Annotated in this window: 21 protein-coding genes and 1 pseudogene; 14 read left to right on the forward strand and 8 right to left on the reverse strand. The window is 57.1% G+C overall.

All coding sequences use genetic code 11. The features are described 5' to 3' along the window. The first annotated feature begins 50 nt into the window (after positions 1–50). Entirely contained in the window at positions 51–398 is a 348-nt protein-coding gene (locus HBN68_RS15560; protein WP_169965169.1) for a DUF3077 domain-containing protein, read from the forward strand. A gap of 65 nt (positions 399–463) precedes the next feature. On the opposite strand, the gene HBN68_RS15565 is transcribed toward HBN68_RS15560, so the two are convergent. Continuing rightward, positions 464–1,516 carry a Glu/Leu/Phe/Val dehydrogenase gene (locus HBN68_RS15565; protein ID WP_169965171.1) on the reverse strand — a complete coding sequence of 351 codons (1,053 nt, stop codon included), beginning with the start codon at positions 1,514–1,516 and terminating at the stop codon, positions 464–466. A 188-nt stretch (positions 1,517–1,704) separates the two neighbouring features. Here HBN68_RS15565 and HBN68_RS15570 point away from each other — a divergent pair, with 188 nt between their 5' ends. The 3 genes and pseudogenes from HBN68_RS15570 to HBN68_RS15580 all read left to right on the forward strand — a co-directional run bounded on the left by HBN68_RS15570 (position 1,705) and on the right by HBN68_RS15580 (position 5,335). Then, complete coding sequence (locus HBN68_RS15570) at positions 1,705–2,172, forward strand: Lrp/AsnC family transcriptional regulator (RefSeq protein ID WP_047276552.1); 468 nt, start codon at positions 1,705–1,707, stop codon at positions 2,170–2,172. 536 nt (positions 2,173–2,708) lie between these two features. Next, positions 2,709–3,865 (forward strand): annotated as a pseudogene (locus tag HBN68_RS15575) (M14-type cytosolic carboxypeptidase). Between the two features lie 159 nt (positions 3,866–4,024). Beyond that, a complete protein-coding gene (locus tag HBN68_RS15580; protein ID WP_169965173.1) occupies positions 4,025–5,335 on the forward strand; it encodes a protein kinase in 1,311 nt (436 codons plus the stop codon). Positions 5,336–5,461: 126 nt separating this feature from the next. Here the strand turns inward: HBN68_RS15580 and HBN68_RS15585 are convergent, their stop codons facing one another. After that, entirely contained in the window at positions 5,462–6,166 is a 705-nt protein-coding gene (locus tag HBN68_RS15585; protein ID WP_094993461.1) for a YebC/PmpR family DNA-binding transcriptional regulator, read from the reverse strand. A 155-nt stretch (positions 6,167–6,321) separates the two neighbouring features. Beyond that, positions 6,322–7,191: a LysR substrate-binding domain-containing protein gene (locus HBN68_RS15590; RefSeq protein WP_094993462.1), complete on the reverse strand. Its 870-nt coding sequence runs from the start codon at positions 7,189–7,191 to the stop codon at positions 6,322–6,324. Positions 7,192–7,305: 114 nt separating this feature from the next. Between HBN68_RS15590 and HBN68_RS15595 the strand changes: the two genes are divergently transcribed. Both HBN68_RS15595 and phnX read left to right on the forward strand, forming a co-directional pair. Next, entirely contained in the window at positions 7,306–8,415 is a 1,110-nt protein-coding gene (locus HBN68_RS15595; RefSeq protein WP_094993463.1) for a 2-aminoethylphosphonate--pyruvate transaminase, read from the forward strand. 68 nt (positions 8,416–8,483) lie between these two features. Further along, a complete protein-coding gene (gene phnX / locus HBN68_RS15600) occupies positions 8,484–9,311 on the forward strand; it encodes a phosphonoacetaldehyde hydrolase (protein WP_169965175.1) in 828 nt (275 codons plus the stop codon). A gap of 71 nt (positions 9,312–9,382) precedes the next feature. On the opposite strand, the gene HBN68_RS15605 is transcribed toward phnX, so the two are convergent. After that, positions 9,383–9,943 (reverse strand): NAD(P)H-dependent oxidoreductase, encoded by a 561-nt coding sequence (locus HBN68_RS15605; RefSeq protein WP_094993465.1) that lies wholly within the window; start codon positions 9,941–9,943, stop codon positions 9,383–9,385. A 205-nt stretch (positions 9,944–10,148) separates the two neighbouring features. On the opposite strand from HBN68_RS15605, the gene HBN68_RS15610 reads away from it, so the two are divergent. After that, on the forward strand, positions 10,149–10,373 hold the full coding sequence (locus tag HBN68_RS15610) for a hypothetical protein (protein ID WP_094993466.1): 225 nt from the start codon (positions 10,149–10,151) through the stop codon (positions 10,371–10,373). 125 nt (positions 10,374–10,498) lie between these two features. Here HBN68_RS15610 and HBN68_RS15615 read toward each other — a convergent pair whose 3' ends face one another. The 4 genes from HBN68_RS15615 to HBN68_RS15630 all read right to left on the reverse strand — a co-directional run bounded on the left by HBN68_RS15615 (position 10,499) and on the right by HBN68_RS15630 (position 13,226). Then, positions 10,499–11,071: a GNAT family N-acetyltransferase gene (locus tag HBN68_RS15615; RefSeq protein ID WP_169965177.1), complete on the reverse strand. Its 573-nt coding sequence runs from the start codon at positions 11,069–11,071 to the stop codon at positions 10,499–10,501. Positions 11,072–11,167: 96 nt separating this feature from the next. Next, entirely contained in the window at positions 11,168–11,926 is a 759-nt protein-coding gene (gene dnaQ, locus HBN68_RS15620) for a DNA polymerase III subunit epsilon (protein WP_094993468.1), read from the reverse strand. Continuing rightward, on the reverse strand, positions 11,919–12,371 hold the full coding sequence (rnhA, locus tag HBN68_RS15625) for a ribonuclease HI (RefSeq protein WP_094993469.1): 453 nt from the start codon (positions 12,369–12,371) through the stop codon (positions 11,919–11,921). Before rnhA ends, dnaQ begins: the two co-directional genes overlap by 8 nt. Positions 12,372–12,467: 96 nt before the next feature. After that, positions 12,468–13,226 carry a class I SAM-dependent methyltransferase gene (locus HBN68_RS15630; RefSeq protein WP_094993470.1) on the reverse strand — a complete coding sequence of 253 codons (759 nt, stop codon included), beginning with the start codon at positions 13,224–13,226 and terminating at the stop codon, positions 12,468–12,470. 73 nt (positions 13,227–13,299) lie between these two features. Here HBN68_RS15630 and gloB point away from each other — a divergent pair, with 73 nt between their 5' ends. The 7 genes from gloB (at position 13,300) to HBN68_RS15665 (ending at position 23,109) form a co-directional block, all read left to right on the forward strand. Continuing rightward, positions 13,300–14,079 carry a hydroxyacylglutathione hydrolase gene (gloB, locus tag HBN68_RS15635; RefSeq protein WP_094993471.1) on the forward strand — a complete coding sequence of 260 codons (780 nt, stop codon included), beginning with the start codon at positions 13,300–13,302 and terminating at the stop codon, positions 14,077–14,079. Positions 14,080–14,178: 99 nt separating this feature from the next. Further along, the gene (locus tag HBN68_RS15640; protein ID WP_169965180.1) at positions 14,179–15,579 is read left to right on the forward strand and encodes a transglycosylase SLT domain-containing protein; all 1,401 of its coding nucleotides are present in this window, start codon (positions 14,179–14,181) and stop codon (positions 15,577–15,579) included. Between the two features lie 155 nt (positions 15,580–15,734). Continuing rightward, entirely contained in the window at positions 15,735–17,564 is a 1,830-nt protein-coding gene (locus HBN68_RS15645) for an extracellular solute-binding protein (protein WP_169965182.1), read from the forward strand. Further along, positions 17,561–19,402 (forward strand): extracellular solute-binding protein, encoded by a 1,842-nt coding sequence (locus HBN68_RS15650; RefSeq protein WP_169965184.1) that lies wholly within the window; start codon positions 17,561–17,563, stop codon positions 19,400–19,402. The genes HBN68_RS15645 and HBN68_RS15650 overlap by 4 nt, the downstream gene beginning before the upstream one ends. After that, on the forward strand, positions 19,403–20,476 hold the full coding sequence (locus HBN68_RS15655) for a microcin C ABC transporter permease YejB (protein ID WP_094993475.1): 1,074 nt from the start codon (positions 19,403–19,405) through the stop codon (positions 20,474–20,476). A gap of 1 nt (position 20,477) precedes the next feature. Then, on the forward strand, positions 20,478–21,497 hold the full coding sequence (locus tag HBN68_RS15660) for an ABC transporter permease (protein ID WP_094993476.1): 1,020 nt from the start codon (positions 20,478–20,480) through the stop codon (positions 21,495–21,497). Between the two features lies 1 nt (position 21,498). After that, positions 21,499–23,109 carry an ABC transporter ATP-binding protein gene (locus HBN68_RS15665; protein ID WP_169965186.1) on the forward strand — a complete coding sequence of 537 codons (1,611 nt, stop codon included), beginning with the start codon at positions 21,499–21,501 and terminating at the stop codon, positions 23,107–23,109. Positions 23,110–23,120: the final 11 nt, after the last annotated feature.

A 23,120-nucleotide genomic window follows, 5' to 3' on the forward strand; every position in this document is an offset into this window, starting at 1 on the left:
ACTAATCTGCAGCCTGCTGATTCGATTAACCCCAGAAACGCAGACAAATCATGACTCCAATAACAAAAATACCGCTCAAGATTGAAGCTGATACAGAGCTTGAAGCCCTCAAAGACAGCGCCGCAACCCAGCGCGCGCTGGACTATTATTTGAAACCATCTGTAACTCAGCGCTGCAATGAGCAAAAAGTGTTCAATGTCAGCGACGATGTGAGCCAGGAAGAAGCCTTGGTACACGCGTCCGAGTTGCTACGATTTGCATTGACTTACTCCCAAAACGGCGCGGGGAATGTACAAGGCCCTCAACTGGACCTTATCAGGGGCATGGCGCACTTTGTGGAAATGGCCAAAGACCTGATCGACAAGACTGTCGACAAGCAAAAAGTACCCGCTCACTGAGCGCACGACCGGGTTGATTTGCGACAGGCTGCGCCCGAAGGTGCAGCCTGGGGTGATGTGTTACATCAAGCGTTGAGCCGTTCGTGGGCAAGGCTGTCGGCAATCAGCGTGGTGTTGCGATCTTCAGCCTTCGCTCGCTCAAAAATCTGACGTAGTGTTTCCCCAATGCCTTGAACGTGCTGACGCACCTGCTCAGGCGTCCCGCCGTTGTACTCGTAAGACACGTCGATAATGCCCCCGGCATTGATTGCGTAATCAGGTGCATGCAGGCAGCCCCGGCGCCACAGCATGTCGCCGTGTTCGGGACGGGCCAGCTGGTTATTGGCTGCTCCGGCAATTACCGGGGCGCGCAGCAATTGCAGGGTCTCGTCGTTGATCACCGCGCCCATGGCGCAGGGCGAGAACACATCGACATCAAGTCCGTAGATGTCCTGTGCACTGACCGCGTGGGCCCCCAGCTCTTCCACGGCGCGGCGAACGTTGGCCTCCTGAATATCGTGCACCCATAACTCGGCACCGGCTGCCTTGAGCTGTTGGGCCAGATTGAACCCGACTTGCCCGAGGCCTTGAATCGCAACGCGCAGGCCACTGAGGTCGGATCGCCCCAGACGCTGGCGCACCGCCTCGCAAAGGCCGATGTACACACCCAGCGCCGTGGCAGGCGACGGATCACCGCTGCGCGTGCCGCCGCCCAATTGTTCGCGCGTACCGGCACCCACCACGTGGCGGGTGCGTTGGCCCATCTGCGCCATTTCAGTTACACCGGTGCCCGAGTCTGCGGCGGTGATGTAGCGACCGCCCAGGCTTTCGACAAAGTCGCCCATGGCCTCAAACAACGCCTCGGTCTTGTCCTTGCGTGGATCGCCGATGATCACGGCCTTGCCGCCACCCAAGGGCAAGCCGGCCAGTGCCGATTTGTACGTCATGCCCCGTGACAGGCGCAGCACGTCATTCAGCGCCTGTTGCTCATCGCCGTAGGGCCACATCCGGCAACCGCCCAGAGCCGGGCCCAGACGCGTATTGTGCACCGCGATAATGGCTTTGAGGCCGCTGGCCTTGTCATTGCAGAACATGACCTGTTCGTGTTGATCAAACTCGGGATGAGCAAATATCGGCATTTCATTTCTCTCTTGTTGTTAGCGCGTAGGGCGTTAGACCAGAAGGTCAGTTTTCGACCCGCTGAAGGGTTGCGAAGTCAGTCTCAAGAGAGTGAAGGGTTGCAGGAGGATTTTTCTTTCTAATTTTTAGGAAATGCAGTGCTACGCTGCATGAATCATTCAACAAAAATAAGAAATTCGAAAAAGTCATGCCGATTAAATTAAGCCCCATCGACCGTAAGATTCTGCGCCTGCTGCAACATGATGCCGACCTGTCTGCCGCCGAGGTCGCCGAACGCGTCGAACTATCCCAATCGCCCTGCTGGCGAAGGATTCATCGCTTGCAGGAAGAAGGCTTGATAGAGCGCAAAGTCGCCCTGCTCAGCCCGAAGAAACTGGGGCTCAACGTCGTGGTATTCGTCAATGTGCGGTTATCGGGGCACGGGCGCCGTCACCTGACCGAATTCGAAGAAGCCATCACCCATTACCCAGAAGTCATCGAGTGCTACACCATGGCGGGAGATATGGATTACCTGCTGAAGGTGGTCACCCACGACATCGACAGTTACGAGCGCTTTTTGCGCGACCATCTCTTGCAGAAACCGCACGTGCAAGAAGCTCACTCCAATATCGCCATGAGCGAAGTCAAACGCACCACTGAGTTGTTGCTCGATTAGCGGGCTAGAGCCTTGGGCGGGGAAAAGAGAGCAGAATTCAGAAAAACGCAGAAAAAAACACTTGCTTTGCAAATGATAATGATTACTATTGCATGCAGCTGGTCGCGAGATCAGCCGATCATTCAAGGGACCTTAGGTCGGTGCTTTGAATAATCTCCTCATCAGGCTAATCACGGTTATTTGACCCGGCTTATGGCCGGGTCTTTTTTTTTGTGGCCAGTTATCTGGCTCAGCTTGCTTCAGGCTAATGAAGTCGGGTGTGCGACCGGTTTTTTTTCGGTGGTCGCTACGATGCCGGCGATGATAGCAAAAGAACATCGACCGAAGAAAGCCTGAAGCCTATGACTATAGGGTAATGGCAATTTAGCACTTGAGAATCACTCGCAAAAACACTAAAATTGCGCCGCGTCAGGGATGACGCCCCCCCTCCGCTTATCTCCCCCCCTTCTCTCTTCAAATACCTGCATTTTCGTATTGGCCACACGCCATGGCGAGTTAGAGTAACGCCCACAATTCTCAACTCAGGGATCTGGACGATGACTGTGGCGCCCTCTTCACTTCACATCAGCAGTGACTTCGACAGCGGCAATATTCAGGTGCTGGATGCCAGCGATCCGTTCGACGTGAAACTGGCGATCAAATCCGATACTAAAAGCCCACACTTCCAGTGGTTTCATTTCAAGGTCGACGGCCTCACGCCCGGGCAAACCAAACCCATCACTTTCATCTGACCAACGCCAGCCAGTCTTCCTACAACAAAGCGTGGGACGGCTACCGCGCGGTCGCTTCTTACGACCAGGAACACTGGTTCCGAGTGCCTACAGACTTTGATGGTACTGCGCTCAATTTCAGCCTTGAACCTCATCAAAGCACAGTCTGGTTTGCCTACTTCGAACCCTACAGCCGCGCGCGTCACGAGACGTTGATCAGCGAGGCGAAACAATGGGCCGGTTGCGAAGTGCTGGCGGTGGGCAAAAGCGCCGAAGGGCGTGACATTCCATTGTTGCGCAAAAGGAACGGCCCCCCCCATAAACGCGCAATCTGGATCATTGCGCAGCAGCATCCCGGCGAACACATGGCCGAGTGGTTCATGGAGGGCATTTTCAAGCGCCTGGAGCAAGGCAGCGACCCGCAACTGCGCAAGCTACTCGATTACGCCGATTTGTACCTGATTCCTAATATGAACCCGGACGGCGCGTTCCACGGGCATCTGCGCACCAATGCAAACGGCCAGGACTTGAACCGCGCCTGGCAAAACACCAGCCCCCAGCTCAGCCCTGAGGTGTTCTTCGCGCTAGAACAAATGAACACATACGGCGTCAGCCTGTTTCTGGACATTCACGGCGACGAAGAAATCCCCTATGTCTTCACCGCAGGCTGCGAAGGCAACCCGGGCTATACCGACCGGATTGCCAGGCTCGAAGAACGTTTTCGTTCGCACCTGAGCCAGCTGACAAAAGACTTCCAGACGACCCATGGCTACACTCGCGACGAACCCGGCCAGGCCAACATGACCTTGGCCTGCAACAGTGTTGGTCAACGCTTCGACTGTTTGTCACTGACGCTGGAGATGCCGTTCAAGGACAACAACGACGCGCCCGACCCCATCACGGGCTGGGATGGCAAACGTTCGAAGCAACTGGGCATGGATGTACTGACCACACTGTCAGCGATGGTCAGAGAGCTGGATTAAATAGCGCGATGCACACAGGCCGGGGCAGTGGCTGCGGCCTGTTACGCAAAAGCCGGACAGCCGCCGCGACAAAGGCTGTATTGCCTGAATCTTGCGAGCGATAAATCGCTATCATGCACGGCACTTCTACTGATCGACACGAGTGCACATCGCCTGCTTATGGACACCCTCGCTAAACTGCGCGCCGGTCAACTGACGGGGCTGAAACGTCTGGATCTGTCCTGTGGGCTGACCGAGTTTCCTGAAGAAATCTTTCAACTGGCGGACTCGCTGGAAATCCTCAATCTGAGCGGCAACGCCCTGCGCAGCCTGCCCCACGACCTGCATCGCCTGACGCATTTGCGGGTGCTGTTCTGTTCCGACAATCTGTTCACGACCCTGCCCGAATGCCTGGGCCAATGCGCGACACTGAGCATGATCGGCTTCAAGGCGAATCAGATCTGCGAGGTGCCAGGCAGCGCGTTGCCACCGCGACTGCGCTGGTTAATCCTCACCGACAACCACATCAGCCAGCTGCCGGATGAACTGGGCCGCCGTCCCTTGCTGCAAAAATTAATGCTGGCGGGCAACCGTTTGCAGGCGTTGCCGCGCAGCCTGGCTGGCTGCGAGCGTCTGGAGCTGATTCGTCTGGCCTCCAACCAACTCCGCGAACTGCCGGACTGGTTACTGGCGATGCCCGGCCTGAGCTGGCTGGCTTATTCGGGCAATCCGTTGGCGGACGAACTGAATGCCGAACACACCCCTGACAGCACGGCACACATCGACTGGTCAGAACTGGAACTGGCGCAGCAACTGGGCGAAGGTGCATCCGGGGTGATTTACCAGGCCAACTGGCGGGCACCGGGTCAGCCGGTACGCCCGGTGGCAGTCAAACTGTACAAAGGCACTATCACCAGTGATGGCTCGCCGCTTCACGAAATGCACGCCTGCATTGCTGCGGGCCAACATCCAAACCTGATTAACGTATTCGGGCGTGTGGTGGGCCATCCGCAACAACAGGCCGGGTTGGTGATGGAGCTGATTGCGCCCTCTTTCCGCAATCTGGCCGGGCTGCCGAGTCTCGACAGCTGCAGCCGTGACGTCTACGCCGATAGCACAGGTTTCAATGCTCAAAGCGCACTGCGTCTGGCACGTGGCATTGCATCGGTCGCCGCGCACCTGCACGCACAAGGCATCTGCCACGGCGATTTGTACGGGCACAATATTCTGTTCAATGAACGGGGGGACTGCTTGCTGGGCGACTTCGGGGCCGCGTGCTTCCACGCCACCGACAACAGCCCGCGCACACGCGCCTTACAGCGTATCGAGGTGCGCGCGTTCGGCATTCTACTGGGGGAGTTGCTGCACAGGATCCACTCGGGGTTGAGCGATCAACAGCGTGCAGAATTGCAAGACTTGCAAACGCGCTGCATTCAGCCTGACGTCCTCGCCCGGCCGGACTTCATTGAAATCTGCAGCGCCCTGGGCTGAGGTCAGCCCGATCGCCACCTCGTACCTCGTCAGCAACACACTCATCGGCAGTCGTTGACGAGGCACGAGGCCAAGCCCGACGACATACTGCGTCGTAAACGGGCCAATTAAATGACGGGCTCGGGTTCAGGCCAGCGCTACAAACATATCCTGCACGTCGTCCTGCTCTTCCAGCTTCGCCAGAAACTCCTCTACTTCGACCATTTGCTCGTCAGTCAGCCCCGTCACCGGGTTTTTAGGTGTGTAGCCCAACTTGGCCGACAACACGGTAAAACCCTGCTCAGGCAGCGCTTTTTGCACGGCATCCAGGTCAGTGGTCTCGGTGATGAACAAGGTCGTGCCTTCTTCTTCACCGTCTTCAAAATCCTGGGCGCCCGCTTCAATTGCCGCCATTTCAGGATCAGCATCCGGGGTATCAGGCTTGGCTTCGATCAGGCCGACATGGTTAAAGTCCCAGGCCACGGAGCCCGACGCGCCCAATTGCCCCTTGCGGAACGCCACACGGATTTCAGCCACGGTACGGTTGACGTTATCAGTCAGGCACTCGACGATCAGCGGCACCTGGTGCGGGGCAAAACCTTCGTAGGTCACACGGTGGTATTGCACAGCCTCAGTGCCGATCCCCGCGCCCTTGTTGATTGCACGCTTGATGGTGTCAGCCGGCATGGATGCTTTTTTGGCTTGTTCGTACACCAGACGCAGGTGCGAGTTCATATCAGGGTCGGCGCCGTTACGGGCTGCAACGGTCAGCTCTTTGGCCAGTTTGCCGAAAACCTTGCCGCGGCTATTGGCGGCTTCCGCTTTGTGTTTAACCTTCCACTGTGCGCCCATTTCTCACTCTCTCAATCGTGTGTGTCGCGGCACGCGGGCCGTCGAAAGTGCGCCAGTTTATACGCCCGCAAGTTCTCAATCGACCAAAAAATCCAATCCTGCCCGGCTCAACTGCTATCGGCCCGGTGCAGTGCTACGAACGCGGCGACTGACGCCTACGCGGCGGACGACGGCGCCAGTGACATGAACGCCTTTATCAGCCGCAATTGGGCACGTCGCTCCATACAGCCAAGCATGTGCCGATTGGTCAGGCCGTGCCCGTTGATCGGTACGGCGCACACCCGCGGGTCCTGACTGACTTCCGCCGACGAGACAATGCCCACCCCGAGCTGTGCTGCCACCGCTTCGGTCACCGCTTCGCGACTGTCCAGCTCCAGCAACACACGAGGGCTTACCCCTGCCTGCTTGCAGGCTTGGTCAAACGTGCGACGGGTCGTGGACGCGGGTTCGCGCAAGACCATGATCACCTGATCCAACTGCGCCATCTCAACCCCGCCCGTGAGCGCCTGCCAAGGATGACTGGACGGCACTAATGCACAGATATGCGATTGCTTCAGCGGCCGTAACATCAAGCCATTGCGCGGTTCGACCTCGGTCAGCACGGCCACGTCCGCGTGCTCTGACAGCAAGGCGGCCAGGGTTTCCTGTGCATTGCCCAAGCGTAAATTCACGGTGATACCGGGGTAACGCTCGCGCAGGCTCGCCAGCATGGGCATCACCAGATGCGGGCCATCTGCCGCCACTTCGAGGCGTCCGGTGAGCAATTGGCGATTGGCTTCAAGCATGACCTGCGCTTCATCCACCAAACCAAACATGGCACGGGTGATAGCCGCCAGTTTGATGCCCTCTTCGGTCAATTCCACACGCCGGGCTGTGCGGCGCAATAAGGTGATCTGGTAATGCTCTTCGAGGGTTTTGATATGCCCGGTGACCGCTGGCTGGCTGATGAACAACCGGGCGGCTGCCCGGGTGAAGCTGCCTTCACGTGCCACCGCATCGAAGGCCCGGAGTTGGAACAGGTTCATGAATAACTCCTGCTGATGGCTGGCATAACAACAAACAATTTGAATGATGATACATCAACCTGCAATTTAGCCGGTGTATCCAGTTGCTATCTCACCGCTTGCGAGGAACCCCGAATGAACACCGTCGCGCCGATCCTGCTGACCCCCGGTCCCCTGACCACCTCCGCGCGAACGCGTAAGGCCATGATGGTTGACTGGGGTTCCTGGGATGAGCGTTTCAACCAATTAACGGCGAGTGTGTGCGAGCAACTGCTGGCCATCATCAACGGCGCCAGCAGCCACCACTGCGTCCCGTTGCAGGGTAGCGGCACCTTCGCCGTTGAAGCGGCCATCGGCACATTGGTACCGCGTGACGGCAAGGTGCTGGTGCTCATCAACGGCGCCTATGGCAAGCGCCTGGCGAAAATCTGTGCGGTGCTGGGTCGCCGTTTCAGCACGTTTGAGACCGCCGAAGATCAACCCACCACAGCCGCTGATGTAGAACGCCTGCTCAAGGCTGACCCCGAGATTACCCATGTGACGTTGATCCACTGTGAAACCAGCACCGGGATTCTCAACCCACTGCCAGACATTGCCGACGTCATCGCCAAACAGGGCAAGCGTCTGATCATCGATGCCATGAGCGCCTTCGGCGCACTGCCCGTTGACGCTCAAAAAGTACCGTTCGACGCGCTAATCGCTGCCTCTGGCAAATGCCTCGAAGGGGTGCCGGGCATGGGCTTCGTGTTGGCCCGTAAAGAGTCTCTGGCCCATGCAACGGGCAATGCCCACTCACTGGCGATGGACTTGCAGGATCAACACGCCTACCTGGCAAAAACCGGGCAATGGCGCTTCACCCCGCCCACCCATGTGGTCGCTGCCCTGCACGAAGCCTTACTGCAATACAACGAAGAAGGCGGCCAACCCGCCCGTTTGGGCCGCTACGCCAACAACTGCCAGACGCTGCTGGATGGCATGGCCATGCTGGGAATTCGCAGCTTCCTGCCTGCAGCCATTCAGGCACCGATCATCGTCACCTTCCACGCCCCGAAAGACCCGCGCTACCAGTTCAAGGAGTTCTACGAACGCGTCAAGGCCAAAGGTTTCATTCTGTACCCAGGTAAATTGACCCAAGTCGAAACATTCCGCGTGGGGTGCATTGGCCACGTCACCTCCGTCGATATGCAGGCAGCGGTCGATGCCGTGGCGCAGGTACTGCAAGAAATGGAAGTGCTGGTCATCTGACGGCACAGACGCAAGTTGAACGTAAATTTCTCCGTGCGGTTACGACCGCCCTCACAGGATCCAACGACATGAACTACACCAACCCCACCACGCTTCAAGCCGCCATTCTCGACTGGGCGGGCACCGTGGTCGACTTCGGTTCTTTCGCCCCGACGAAGATTTTCGTTGAAGCGTTTGGCGAGTTCGATGTGCAAGTATCAATCGAGGAGGCGCGCGGCCCCATGGGCATGGGCAAGTGGGATCACATTCGAACCCTGTGCGATCAGCCGCAGATTGCCGAGCGGTACAAAAAAGTCGTTGGCCGCACCCCGACCGACGATGACGTGACCGCCATTTATGAACGCTTCATGCCGCTGCAAATCGAGAAAATCGCCGAGCACTCGGCGCTGATCCCCGGTGCGCTTGAGACGATTGCCGCACTGCGCGCCCAAGGCATCAAGATCGGCTCTTGCTCGGGCTACCCGGCGCAGGTCATGGCCAAGGTCGTTGAATTGGCAGCCACCAACGGCTACGTCGCCGACCACGTGGTGGCAACCGATGAGGTGCCCAACGGGCGCCCGTGGCCTGCACAGGCACTGGCCAACGTCATCGCGCTGGGCATTGATGACGTGGCCGCCTGTGTAAAGATTGATGACACCGTGCCGGGCATTCTTGAGGGTCGCCGCGCAGGCATGTGGACAGTGGCGTTGGTGTGCTCGGGCAACGCACTGGGCCTGTCATGGGAACAATACAAAGCGCTTGATGCGCAGGCACTGGCGAGCGAACGAACGCGCATTCATGCCCTGTTCGAGGGGGCACGCCCGCACTACCTGATCGACACCATCAGCGACTTGCCGCAGGTGATTGCAGATATCAATACCCGCCTGAAAAACGGGGAAATGCCACAAAGCCACTGACCCAGCGCCACTGAGGACAGCTGCCAATGGCGCCGCTGCCCTCAACCTCATCGACGTTCACACGTGCACATTCAGGCGGGCTTGGTTAGCTCGACCCACTGTGCGTACGCATCAATAAAGGCTTGCAGGAAGGGACGTGTTTTTTCCGAAAGCGCCCCTGAGGCATCGAACGCATTGCCCGCCCCACCCAGATAGGCTTCAGGCTGCTGCATGCACGGAACATTCAGAAACACCAGCGACTGGCGTAGGTGATGGTTAGCGCCAAAGCCGCCGATCGCGCCGGGCGAAACACTGATCACGGCGCCGGGTTTACCGCTGAACACACTTTGACCGTATGGGCGCGAACCTACATCGATGGCGTTTTTCAGCGCACCCGGCACTGACCGGTTGTATTCGGGGGTCACAAACAGAACCGCATCGGCCTGGCGAACTTGATCGCGAAATGCTGTGTAGGACGCAGGCGCCGGGGTGACATCAATGTCCTCGTTATAAAGCGCCAGCTCGCCAATTTCGACGATGTTCAGCTTTACGTGGGATGGCGCCAGTTCTGCCAGGGCGTGTGCCACTTTTCGATTGAGCGAGTCCTTTCTCAAACTGCCTACCAGTACTGCAACGTTGTAGACCTTGCTCATGGAAACCCCCGAGGGTGCTGTAGGAAAGCGCTTAGAACGTTAGTTATAGATGATCGGACGCCTTTCTTGCAGCCCGGTTCACCCTATCGACCGCCAAGCCTGTAAAGTAGCCGGACTATTTTTTCCACAGCGTTAAACTTCCCCGGCTGATCAACGGTCTACAAGAACCGCAAATTGGGTGTTTATCTCCAGAGGTTCTCTACAAATGGCAGCAGTGCTCGTTGGGCAGTTTCATGCAAGAGACGCGGAAGGCCGTGTTTATTCCGTGCATGAGTTTCAAGACTCCACCCCTGGAGCAGACGGTCAGCCGGTTTTCACGTACAAGTTGGCGATCGGCGACCGCGTCACCAAACTGAGTGATACCGAATTCCAGCTGGTGCAATCAGGCATTGCCCTGCTTCGCGATCCTGAACCCGCTCACTCGGTTTAAGGCATTTTTTGTTGGGGCGCGCATGTCTGGTGATGCTCGATCCTGCGTATTGGCTGAGAAGTCGCTGCGCACTGCGAGTATCGCAAGACACGCTCAACCCGGCGTTGACTGAAGTGCCTGTCAGCTCATTCCTGTTTTTCAAATAACAGGTACCAGAAGATCGCCACCTCGGCTGTCTGCGGGTCAATCCCGCGATAGCGCAAATGATCGACCCCGCCTACCTGATACCCACAACGTTCGTACAAGCGGCATGCGCCGATGTTGTTGTTCTGGGTTTCCAGCATGATGCCCGGCAGTTTTTTCTTGTGGCTCCAGAACCTCGCCACCTCCAGTAATGATCGGGCGACGCCATGGCGACGTGCGCCTGCAATCACCGCCAATTCATCGACGTGGGCAAAACCGTTCCAGTTGGTACTGACCACTACGTGACCAACGGCCTGCCCATCGAGATAAGCCATGAACACGGCGCTGTCGGGCGCACCGCGATAGCTGGCGAATTCATCAGGATCGATCCCGTAACACTTGCGGTACGGTGTGATCCTTTCTAAAGGCCATTCATCGACGCTCTTGTGCAGCTCCACCTGGGAGTAAGCGCGCACTTCAAAACTGAAATCGTTGCACCACACATAAGGCGCGAAGCCTTCATCCGCCAGGCGTACAGAAACTTCAGGGTTTTGCGGGTTGATGACCAGATGCATGGGTGAGCAAGTCCTTGTGTGCGGGCACCTCTCACCCAGGTGCCGCCGATGGCGGCAAGGGCCGACAGCCCTTGCCGAGACCTCCAACGGGGTCGTTTATTGCAGCGTCTGCTGCTTGGCTTCAAGCAATTGCGCCCATAACGAAGGGGCGCCTGCAGACTTGGCAATCGCTTCGAGTCTCGCTGCGTGCTCAGCCATATCGCTTTCACTTGCACGAATAATCCGGCCCGGCTGACGATCCGCGGGTAAACGACGAATTTCAGTGGCCTGGTTACCCGAGCCTTCGCCCGAGCCATTGCCGTCAGACGCGTTCCCGGCCAACGACAGGCTGGTCTGCCCGCCCGTCATGGTTAGGTAAACGTCTGCCAGAATCTCGGAGTCGAGCAAGGCGCCGTGCAGCTCACGGCCCGAGTTGTCGACGCCATAGCGCTTGCACAAGGCATCCAGGCTGTTGCGCTGCCCCGGGTGACGGGCACGCGCCATCATCAAGGTATCGAGAATGGTGCAATGCTGAGTGAGGTCGGCGCGGTCGGTTTGCCCGATCAAGGCAAACTCGTTGTTCAGGAAGCCGATGTCGAACGCAGCGTTATGAATGATGAGCTGAGCGCCCTCGATGAACGCGAAGAACTCATCGGCCACTTCGGCAAAACGCGGCTTGCCCACCAGAAATTCGTTGGTAATGCCGTGGACGCCGATCGCGCCCTCATCGCTTTCGCGATCGGGTTGCAAGTACACGTGAAAATGCCGCCCGGTCAGGCGGCGGCCCATCAACTCGACGCAACCGATTTCGATAACCCGGTGGCCATCGGTAACCGGCATACCGGTGGTTTCGGTATCGAGGACAACACTACGCATGCTTGAGGCCCCTCATTTCATCCACACCCCGGTTGGCCAACTGGTCGGCACGTTCATTGCCCGGATGGCCGATGTGGCCACGCACCCATTGCCACTTCACGGTGTGACGACTGACTTGTTCATCGAGCAACTTCCACAGGTCGGCATTTTTCACCGGCTCTTTGGACGCGGTTTTCCAGCCGCGTTTTTTCCAGTTGACCATCCATTCAGTGATGCCTTTCATCACATATTGGGAGTCAGTGACCAGCAACACGTCGCACGGGCGCTTGAGTTCTTCAAGGCCACGAATAGCCGCCATCAGTTCCATGCGGTTGTTGGTGGTATTGGGTTCGCCGCCCCAGAGTTCTTTCTCGACACCCTGACAAACCAGCAAGGCACCCCAGCCGCCAGGGCCAGGATTGCCCTTGCAGGCACCATCGGTGAACATTTCAACGCTATTGCTCATTACAACCTATCCGGAAAAGGGTGTTGTGGCCTGCCCGTCAAGGACGGGCAGCACCTGAGGCCGGATCGCTCCGGCCTTTCGTTTATTCAAGCGCAACTACGGTTGGCTGTGACGCCGGTTGACCTTGGCCATCGGCAAAGGGATCAGCTTGCCCATAGGCTCGCGTCGTAACGGATTGACCGGCCGCAAGCCGACCACCATCTTGCGCGCCACCAATATATAGAAGCCGCCACCGGCCAATTGCCAGTTACCTGCTTTGTGTTCCCAGCCTGATAAACGACGCTGCCAGGCCGGGGACGCGAGCGGCGGACGATAGCACCCGAAGCGGCGTTTCTCCAGCGCAAAGCCCAGCAGGTTCAGCCAATCGGCCACACGGGAGGGCGAAATACAACGCGCCTTGCTTAACCCGTCCTTGGCAAACACATGGCGCAGGCCCCAGGTGCTCCAAGGGTTAATGCCGACGATCAACAGGTGCCCTCCGGGCCGCACACTGCTGGCGGCTTCGCGCAACAAACCATGGGGCGACAGGCAGAAATCCAGACCGTGTTGCAGCACTACGACGTCGGCTGCGTGCTCGCACAGAGGCCAGGCCTGTTCTTCGCAAAAAATTTCTACACCCGGCAATGGCGCACCCAGACGCACGGTGCGCTGGACTTGAGCGGCGTTGGGCGGTGTCTCGGCGCCTGGCCCGTAATGCACCAGATAGCCGCCAAAGAACCGGCCAAGCTCGTCTTCCAGTACACGTTGTTCATCCTCCAGCAACAACTGCCCGTGGGGACCGGACAACCATTCGCGCGCCGAACGGATCAGCGCCAGCCACTCAGGGTCAGCCTGAGCCAATGCTTTATCGGTCATTGCTCCTCCAACTCGCCATCTACCCATCACAAGCCCTAAGATGCGCCATTGTTTCGCACTTGGGAATTGCGCCATGCTACAGATCGATGCACTGCCTGCCTTCAATGACAACTACATCTGGTTGTTACAGGACACTGCCAGCAAACGCTGCGCCGTCGTTGATCCGGGCGATGCTGCGCCGGTCGAAGCCTGGCTGGCTCAACACCCGGACTGGACCCTGAGCGACATCCTGATCACCCACCATCACTTTGACCATGTCGGTGGGGTTGAGCAGTTGCACAAAAAGACCAACGCCAAGGTCTGGGGTCCTGCCCAAGAAACCATCCCCGCACGCGACGTGGCCCTGAATGACAACGATCGCATCGACGTGCTGGGCTGTACGTTCGAGGTCTTCCTGCTACCCGGCCATACCCTTGGGCATATCGCCTACTATCACGCGCAGCCAACAGCCCCGTTGCTGTTCTGTGGCGATACATTGTTTGCGGCGGGTTGCGGCAGGCTGTTTGAGGGCACACCCGAACAGATGCATGGCTCTTTGAGTCGCCTCGCGGCGTTGCCGGGTAACACCGCAGTGTATTGCGCCCACGAATACACCTTGAGCAATTTGCGCTTTGCCCAAGCCGTCGAGCCGGACAATGCCGATATCAAGGCACGAATAGAACAAGTGACTGAGTGGCGAAGCAATAACCAGATCAGCCTGCCCTCCGATATCGCACTGGAACTGCGTACCAACCCTTTTCTTCGGGTTAACGAAACATCCGTTAAAGAAAAAGCAGACGAATGGAGCAAGCAGGACAATGCCTCGCCGGGCGCGGTGTTTGCCAGCTTGCGCCGCTGGAAAGATAAGTTCTAATCAGGGTCGCGGTTGGCACAAAAATTCTGAACAGTTGACCGCGTCCCACCTGCTTTCTAGAATCGCCCGACATTTTTGCCCGGAACTTACTTCCAGCCAATGTCGTCATCTATACGTAACTCCATCAAAACAGACGCATTGACGCGCCTTGCGCAAGCCATCGCGCTGGCCGTGTCCGCTGTACTTGCAGGTTGTCAAAGCATGGACCATTCGGCTCAAACGGCCGAAAGACCCACACTGAAACTGACTAAGCGCATTCCTCAAGAGCCGATCTGGCTCAGTGAAAAACCCGGCCCGACTGCCCCCCAAGATGTGTGGGAGCGGATGCGACAGGGATTCAAGCTGCAGGAAGGCGCGGACGTTAACCCGCGAATCGAACAACAGCGCCTCTGGTTTGCCAGCAACCCGTCGTTTCTCGAAAACGCCGGCGAGCGTGGCAGCCTTTATATCCACTACATCGTTGAGCGCCTCGAAGAACGCAACATGCCGCTCGAACTGGCCCTGCTGCCAGTGATTGAAAGTGCCTACAACCCAATGGCGTATTCACACGCCAATGCCGTCGGTCTCTGGCAGTTCATTCCCTCGACCGGCCGCTACTTTAACCTGCGTCAAACCCGCGCCTATGACGGCCGCAAAGACATTACTGCCTCGACATTGGCAGCCATGAATTACTTGACCCGCCTGCATGACATGTTCAATGGCGACTGGTTGCTGGCGCTCGCAGCGTATAACGCGGGCGAAGGCACAGTGAGCCGTGCGATCGAGCGCAACGAAAAACTGGGCCTACCGACTGACTACTGGAACCTGCCCCTGCCGCAGGAAACCAAGGACTACGTGCCAAAATTACTGGCCTTGTCCCAAGTGGTGATGGCCCCTGAAGCCTACGGCATCAACCTGAACCCCATCGCCAACGAACCTTACTTCGAGATGGTTGAAATCAAGCAGTCCATGGATTTGTCCCGTGTGGCTGCGCTGGCCGAGATCGACGAAGACGAAATGTTCCAGTTGAACCCCGCCTACAAGCAGCGGGCTACCACTGATGGCCCTCAGCATTTGCTGGTGCCAACCTCCAAGGCTCAACTGCTGACAGCCAGCCTGTCCAACCTCAAGCCTGAAGAACTGGTCAGCCTGCGCCCTAAAAAGGCAGTCTTCGACACGGTCGCCAGCAACACCCCACGGCTTAACCGCAAGTACCGGGTTAAAAGCGGTGACAACCTGACCACCATTGCCAAAGCCAACAAGGTCAACGTCCGCGACTTGCAGCGCTGGAACAAGCTCACCGGCAAAAACCTCAAAGCCGGCCAGATGCTCGTCATGCATGACACGCGCAAGCCTGTGGCGAGCAAAAAGCCCACTCAATACAAGGTGAAAAAGGGCGACTCGTTGTACATCGTCGCCAAGCGTTTCAACGTTGAGATGCAACACCTTAAACGCTGGAACCCCAACAGTGCCAAGGCCCTCAAGCCGGGGCAGATGCTGACCGTTTCCAAACCTCGGTAAGCTTCACGCAGTCAACGCAGCGGGCAATCCGGCTCCTACATAAATGTGGGAAGCAGATTGCCCGTTGTGCTTTCCAGCACAGTCTTTTTCCTACAGATACAAGCTGTTACTGTACAGAAACCCAAGCCCAATGCCCGGATCGGATCTCTGACTTGATGCGTCCCCTCCTCCCGTTACTTCTCTGCCTGGCCTTGAGCTCTCCCGCCTGCGCAACCCTCAGCGAAAGCCACGGTTATGCCCAGTTCGGCACCCTCAAATACCCGGCCACGTTTACCCACTTCGATTGGGTGAACCCTGACGCGCCCAAGGGCGGCACGCTCAAAGTCATGGCCTTCGGCACGTTCGATACGCTAAACCCTTACACCTTCAAAGGCACCAGTCCGGTTTCGACGCCCAATTTCCTGCAGTACGGGGTCAACGAACTGAATGAAACCTTGATGGCGGGCACGGGCCAATACGCGCATTCCGGGGACGAGCCGACCGCCAGTTATGGCTTGATTGCGCAATCCGTTGAATACAACGAAGACCGCAGTTGGGTCGTCTTTAATCTCAGGCCCGAAGCACGCTTTCATGATGGCGCCCCCATTACAGCCTACGATGTGGCGTTTTCGTACAACCTGTTGCTCAAAGAAGGTCACCCGCAATACCGCACCAACCTGCAAGAAGTGCAACGGGTGGACATTCTGGGGCCCAGGCGGATTCGCTTTGTGTTCAAGCGTTCAGGTAATCCGCTGCTGATCCTGCGTCTGGGCGAGCTTCCCGTATTGCCCCAGCATTACTGGGCCAAGCGCGACTTTAAAGCCACGACTTTCGAACCGCCGCTGGGCAGCGGTCCCTACCGAATCACAAAAGTCACGCCGGGGCGGCAACTGGTGTTTGAACACGTCAAGAACTGGTGGGGCGCCAACCTGCCGGTCAACCGTGGCAAATACAACGTTGACCAGGTTGAAGTCGAGTTTTATCGCGACAGCGACGTGGCATTCGAAGCCTTCAAGGCCGGTGAATTCGACATTTATATCGAGCATCAGGCCAAAAATTGGGCCAACGGCTACAACTTCCCGGCAGTGCGCCGGGGCGATGTGATCAAAGCGCAGATCCCCCACCACATCCCGACTCAAACCCAGGGGCTATTTATGAACAGCCGGCGCAGCACATTCAGTCAGACTGGCGTGCGCGAAGCCATGGGCTTGATGTTCGATTTTGAATGGACCAACCGCACGCTGTTCAATGGCGCCTATGAACGTGCGACGAGTTTCTACCCTAACAGTGATTTTTCGGCCAGTGGCATTCCACAGGGGCATGAGTGGCTGATGCTGTCACCCTGGCGCACGCAGCTGCCCCCGGCGTTGTTCCAAAAAGCATTTAGCCTGCCTCAAACACAAGGCCAGGGTATCCCGCGCGAAACCATGCGCCGAGCGTTGGCGCTGCTGGCCGAAAATGGCTGGACGCTCTCGAATCAACGCTTGATCAATAGCGAAGGTAAACCACTGACCTTCGAAATATTACTGGTAAATCCAAACCTTGAGCGCATCCTTCAACCGTACGTGGAGAACCTGGCGAGCATCGGCATCGCAGCGCGCCTGCGTACGGTGGACCGGGCTCAGTACAAACAACGTCTGGATCAGTTCGATTTCGACATGATCCTCATGACCCTTGACCAGACCCTGAGCCCTGGCCTTGAACAGTGGCAGTACTTTCACTCCAGCCAGGCCAACGTCAAGGGCAGCAAAAACTATGCAGGCGTGGCCAGTCCGATTGTCGACCAATTGCTCGAAAAGCTGCTGGCCGCGCAAACCCGTGAAGAGCAATTGGCCGCTGGCCGGGCACTGGATCGTGTCCTGTTGTGGCAGTACTACAGCATTCCCAACTGGTATCTGAATTATCACCGCCTGGCGTACCGCAATCGGTTCGCCTTCGTGACTACGCCGCCCTACACATTGGGCCTGAGTGCGTGGTGGCTAAAGCCTACGGAGAAATCCCAATGATGCCTTTGCGTTCCTTGCTTAAGCCCCTTGGCGGCCTGTTATTGGCCGGTGTCAGCTGCCTCGCGCTGGCCGCCCCGCAACATGCCCTCACCCTGTACGACGAACCGCCCAAATACCCGGCCAACTTCAAGCACGTCGATTACGTGAACCCGGACGCGCCCAAAGGCGGTACCTTCCGCAAATCCGCCCTGGGCACTTTCGACAGCCTGAACCCCTTTATCAACAAAGGCGTTCCCGCCGATGACATCGACCTGACCTACGACACCCTGGCCCGCCAAAGTCTCGACGAGCCCTTTACTTCATACGGCCTGATCGCAGAAAAAATCGAAAAAGCTCCGGATAACAGCTGGGTACGTTTTTACCTGCGTCCCGAAGCCAAATTCAATGACGGCCACCCGATACGCGCCGAAGACGTGGTGTTCAGCTTCGATACCCTGATGAAAAGCGGTTCGCCGCTGTTCAAGGGCTATTACAGCGACGTAGAAAAAGCGGTCGAAGAAAATCCTTTGCAGGTCAAATTCGTCTTCAAACACAACAAAAATCGCGAATTGCCGCTGATTCTCGGGCAACTGCCGATTTTGCCTAAACACTGGTGGGAAACCCGCGATTTCAGCAAAGGCAATCTTGAAATACCGATAGGTAGCGGCCCTTACACCATCACCGAGATCAAGCCGGGGCGCTCGATTCGTTATGAACGCAACAAGGACTACTGGGGCAAAGACCTGCCCATCAACAAGGGCTTGTACAACTTTGATGCCATCACCATTGACTACTTCCGCGACAACAGCGTGGCGTTCGAAGCCCTCAAGGCCGGTCAGTTCGATTACTGGCTGGAGATCAGCGCCAAAAACTGGGCAGGCGCCTACAACGTACCTGCCGTCAAACAGGGCCGTTTGATCAAAGAAGAAATCCGCAACGCCAACCCCACCGGCATGCAGGGTTTCATCTTCAACCTGCGCAGACCGATGTTTAAGGATGTGCGGGTGCGTGAAGCCCTAAACCTGCTGTTCGACTTTGAATGGGCCAATAAACAGCTATTCAACGGTTCGTATGTGCGCACCAGCAGCTATTTCGAAAACTCCGAAATGACCGCTAAAACGCTACCGACTGAAGAAGAACTGGCGATATTGGAGCCTTTGCGCGGAAAAATACCCGAAAAAGTGTTTACCGAGGTGTACAAACCTGCGGTCACTGACGCCAGTGGCATGATTCGCGAGCAGCAGCGCCGCGCCTATCAGCTGTTACACGATGCCGGGTGGCGCATCGTCGACGACAAAATGGTGGACACTGAGGGCAAGCCGGTAAAAATCGAATTTCTGCTGGCGCAGACCGAATTCGAACGCATCTTGCTGCCGTTCAAACGTAACCTCAGCGATTTGGGCATCGACGTACAGATTCGCCGTGTCGATCCTTCCCAGTACTTGAATCGCCTGCGTTCGAGGGATTTCGACATGATCATCGGCAGCTTCCCGCAATCCAGCTCGCCAGGCAGTGAACAACGCGAGTACTGGGAGTCTGAAAGCGCCGAAAAACCGGGAAGCCGCAACTTTATGGGGCTCAAAGACCCGGCCATTGATCAACTTACCGAGGGGCTGATTCATGCCGACTCGAGGCAGAGCCTGATCACTCATGCCCGCGCACTGGATCGCGTGTTGCAGTGGGGTTTCTATGTGATTCCCAACTGGCATATCAAAACCTGGCGCGTCGCGTATTCCAACCATATCGGCCACCCCGCCGTGACCCCTCTGTATGACATCGGCACCTCCACCTGGTGGGTCAAGCCTGAGGTCGAGCCGGTTACTTCCACTCAACCCACAAGCGAAAGCCTGGAGCCCTAGATGCTGGCGTATATATTCAGGCGACTGCTGCTGATCATTCCGACACTGTTCGGGATTCTGCTGATCAACTTCGTCATCATTCAGGCCGCCCCGGGCGGTCCTGTTGAACAGATGATTGCCAAGCTCGAAGGGTTTGACGGCGCCACCAGTCGCATTGCGGGTGGTGGCTCTGAAGTGTCGGTGGCCGGCTCCAACTACCGCGGCGCTCAAGGACTGGACCCCGCGCTGATACAAGAAATCGAAAAGATGTACGGCTTCGACAAATCGGCTCCTGAGCGCCTGTGGATCATGATCAAGAATTACGCCCATCTGGACTTCGGCGAAAGCTTTTTCAGGGACGCCAAGGTCATTGACCTGATCAAGGAGAAAATGCCCGTCTCGATCTCGCTCGGACTTTGGAGCACGTTGATCATGTACCTGGTGTCGATTCCGCTGGGGATCGCCAAGGCCACGCGTCACGGTAGCCATTTCGATGTCTGGACCAGTTCCGCAATTATCATCGGGTATGCGATTCCGGCCTTCCTGTTTGCTATTTTGCTGATTGTGGTTTTCGCGGGCGGCAGCTATCTGGACTGGTTTCCATTGCGTGGTCTGACGTCCAACAACTTCGATGAGCTGAGCCTGGGCGGCAAGATTCTGGATTACTTTTGGCATTTGGCACTGCCCGTCACCGCGCTGGTGATCGGCAACTTTGCCACGATGACCCTGCTGACCAAAAACAGCTTTTTGGACGAGATCAACAAACAATATGTGGTGACGGCAAAAGCGAAGGGGCTGACCAATCACCGGGTGCTGTATGGCCATGTGTTTCGCAACGCGATGTTGCTGGTGATTGCCGGTTTCCCGTCTGCCTTTATCGGCATCTTTTTTACCGGCTCGTTACTGGTTGAGGTGATTTTCTCGTTGGACGGGCTGGGACTGATGAGTTTTGAAGCGGCGATAAACCGCGATTATCCCGTGGTTTTCGGCACCCTGTTCATCTTCACGCTGGTCGGCCTGCTGGTGAAGCTGATTGGCGACCTCTCATACACCCTGGTTGATCCGCGCATCGACTTTGAAAGCAGGGAGCATTGAGATGACCTTATCGCCCCTTAACAAGCGACGCTTCGCACGCTTTAAGGCCAATAAACGTGGCTGGTGGTCGTTGTGGATTTTTCTGGTGCTGTTCGTTCTCAGCCTCGGCGCCGAACTGATCGCCAACGACAAACCACTGGTGATCAGCTATGACGGCGAGCTGTACTTTCCCGCCCTCAAACGCTACCCCGAGACCGACTTTGGCGGTGAGTTCCCGCTGGAGGCCAACTACAAAAGCCCGTACATCCGTGAACTGTTGGCAAAAAAGGATGCTTGGGTGCTGTGGCCTCCCATTCCGTATAGCTACCAGAGCATCAACTACGACTTGAAAGTCCCGGCACCCGCACCGCCATCAGCTGAAAACTGGCTCGGCACCGATGACCAGGGGCGTGATGTGCTGGCGCGAGTGATCTATGGCTTCCGGATTTCCGTGCTGTTCGCCCTGACCCTGACGGTTTTGAGCTCCATCATCGGTGTGATTGCCGGCGCGCTGCAGGGCTTCTATGGCGGCTGGGTCGATCTGGCCGGTCAGCGTTTTCTGGAAATCTGGTCGGGCTTGCCGGTGCTGTACCTGCTGATCATTCTCGCCAGCTTTGTACAACCCAACTTCTGGTGGCTGCTGGGCATCATGCTGCTGTTTTCATGGATGAGCCTGGTGGATGTTGTGCGGGCCGAATTCCTGCGGGGGCGCAATCTGGAGTATGTGCGGGCAGCCCGTGCACTGGGGATGCAAGACATGGCGATCATGTACCGGCACATTTTGCCCAACGCAATGGTGTCGACCATGACGTTCATGCCATTCATTTTGACCGGTGCGATCGGCACCCTGACCGCGTTGGACTTTCTGGGCTTCGGCCTGCCGCCGGGAGCACCGTCGCTGGGCGAGCTGGTTGCGCAGGGCAAATCCAACCTGCAAGCGCCGTGGCTGGGGATCAGTGCATTTGCCGTGCTGGCAATCATGCTCAGCTTGCTGGTGTTTATTGGTGAGTCCGCTCGCGATGCCTTCGACCCGAGGAAATGACATGACGCAGGACAATCTGATCGAAGTGCGCGATCTTTCCGTCGAATTCATCGCCGGGGAGCAACCCCAGCGTGTGGTACAGGGCATCAGTTTTGACATCAAACGGGGCGAAACCCTGGCGCTGGTAGGCGAAAGCGGTTCAGGCAAATCGGTAACGGCGCACTCGATCCTGAGGCTGCTGCCCTACCCCATCGCCCGTCACCCCAGCGGCAGCATCACCTATGCAGGGCAGGACTTACTGACGCTGGACGAGAAAAAACTGAGGCATATCCGCGGCAACCGCATTGCCATGATTTTTCAAGAACCGATGACGTCGCTAAATCCCCTGCATAGCATTGAAAAACAGATCAATGAAGTGCTGGGTCTTCATAAGGGTTTAACGGGCAAGGCAGCCACTGAGCGGACGCTGGAGCTGCTGGACCTGGTAGGCATTCCCGAGCCACGGAAACGACTGAAAGCCCTGCCACACGAGCTCTCGGGCGGCCAGAGACAGCGCGTAATGATTGCTATGGCCTTGGCCAATGAACCTGAGCTGCTGATTGCCGATGAACCCACGACGGCCCTGGACGTCACCGTGCAACTCAAAATCCTCGATTTGCTCAAAGATTTGCAGGCCCGGCTGGGCATGTCGCTGTTACTGATCAGTCACGATTTGAACCTGGTTCGACGAATTGCTCACAGAGTATGTGTCATGCAGCGCGGTTGCATCGTCGAACAAGCATCGTGCGAACAGCTGTTCCGTTCGCCGCAACATCCTTACACCCGGGAACTGCTCAGTGCAGAACCCAGCGGAGGCCCCGCTGATACCGTCGCGGGCCCGCCGTTGCTGAAGGTCGAAGACTTGAGAGTCTGGTTTCCGATCAAAAAAGGGCTGTTGCGCAAAACCGTTGATTACGTAAAAGCGGTCGATGGCATCAACTTCAGCCTGCCCCGTGGCCAAACGCTGGGCATTGTGGGGGAAAGCGGATCGGGCAAATCGACATTGGGTCTGGCTATTTTGCGGCTGATTGCCAGTCGCGGCACGATTCATTTTGGGGACAAGCAGCTAGACTGCCTGTCGCAGAAAGACGTCAGGCCGTTGCGGCGACAGATGCAGGTGGTGTTTCAGGACCCGTACGGCAGCCTCAGCCCGCGCATGAGCGTCAGCGAAATTGTCGGTGAAGGTTTGCGCATTCACGGCATGGGCACCGCTCAAGAGCAGGAAGTGGCAATTATTGAGGCGTTGCGTGAAGTAGGCCTGGATCCTGAAACCCGGCACCGTTACCCTCACGAGTTTTCAGGTGGACAGCGGCAGAGAATCGCCATTGCCCGCGCGTTAGTGTTGAAGCCAGCGTTGATTTTGCTGGACGAGCCAACCTCTGCGTTGGACAGAACAGTCCAACGCCAAGTCGTCGAGCTCTTGCGTGCTCTGCAAGCCAAGTACAACCTGACGTATTTGTTTATCAGCCATGATTTGGCGGTAGTCAAAGCGCTGAGCCACCAATTGATGGTGGTCAAGCAAGGCCAAGTGGTCGAACAAGGTGAGGCATCTTCTATTTTTGCCTCACCGCAACATCCATATACACAGCAGCTGCTGGAAGCCGCCTTTTTGGCGCCAGTGGCTGTCGATTAATCTGATAGAGG

Origin of the sequence: Pseudomonas sp. WS 5078 (assembly GCF_012985745.1) — a bacterium.
Lineage (GTDB): Bacteria > Pseudomonadota > Gammaproteobacteria > Pseudomonadales > Pseudomonadaceae > Aquipseudomonas > Aquipseudomonas lundensis_A.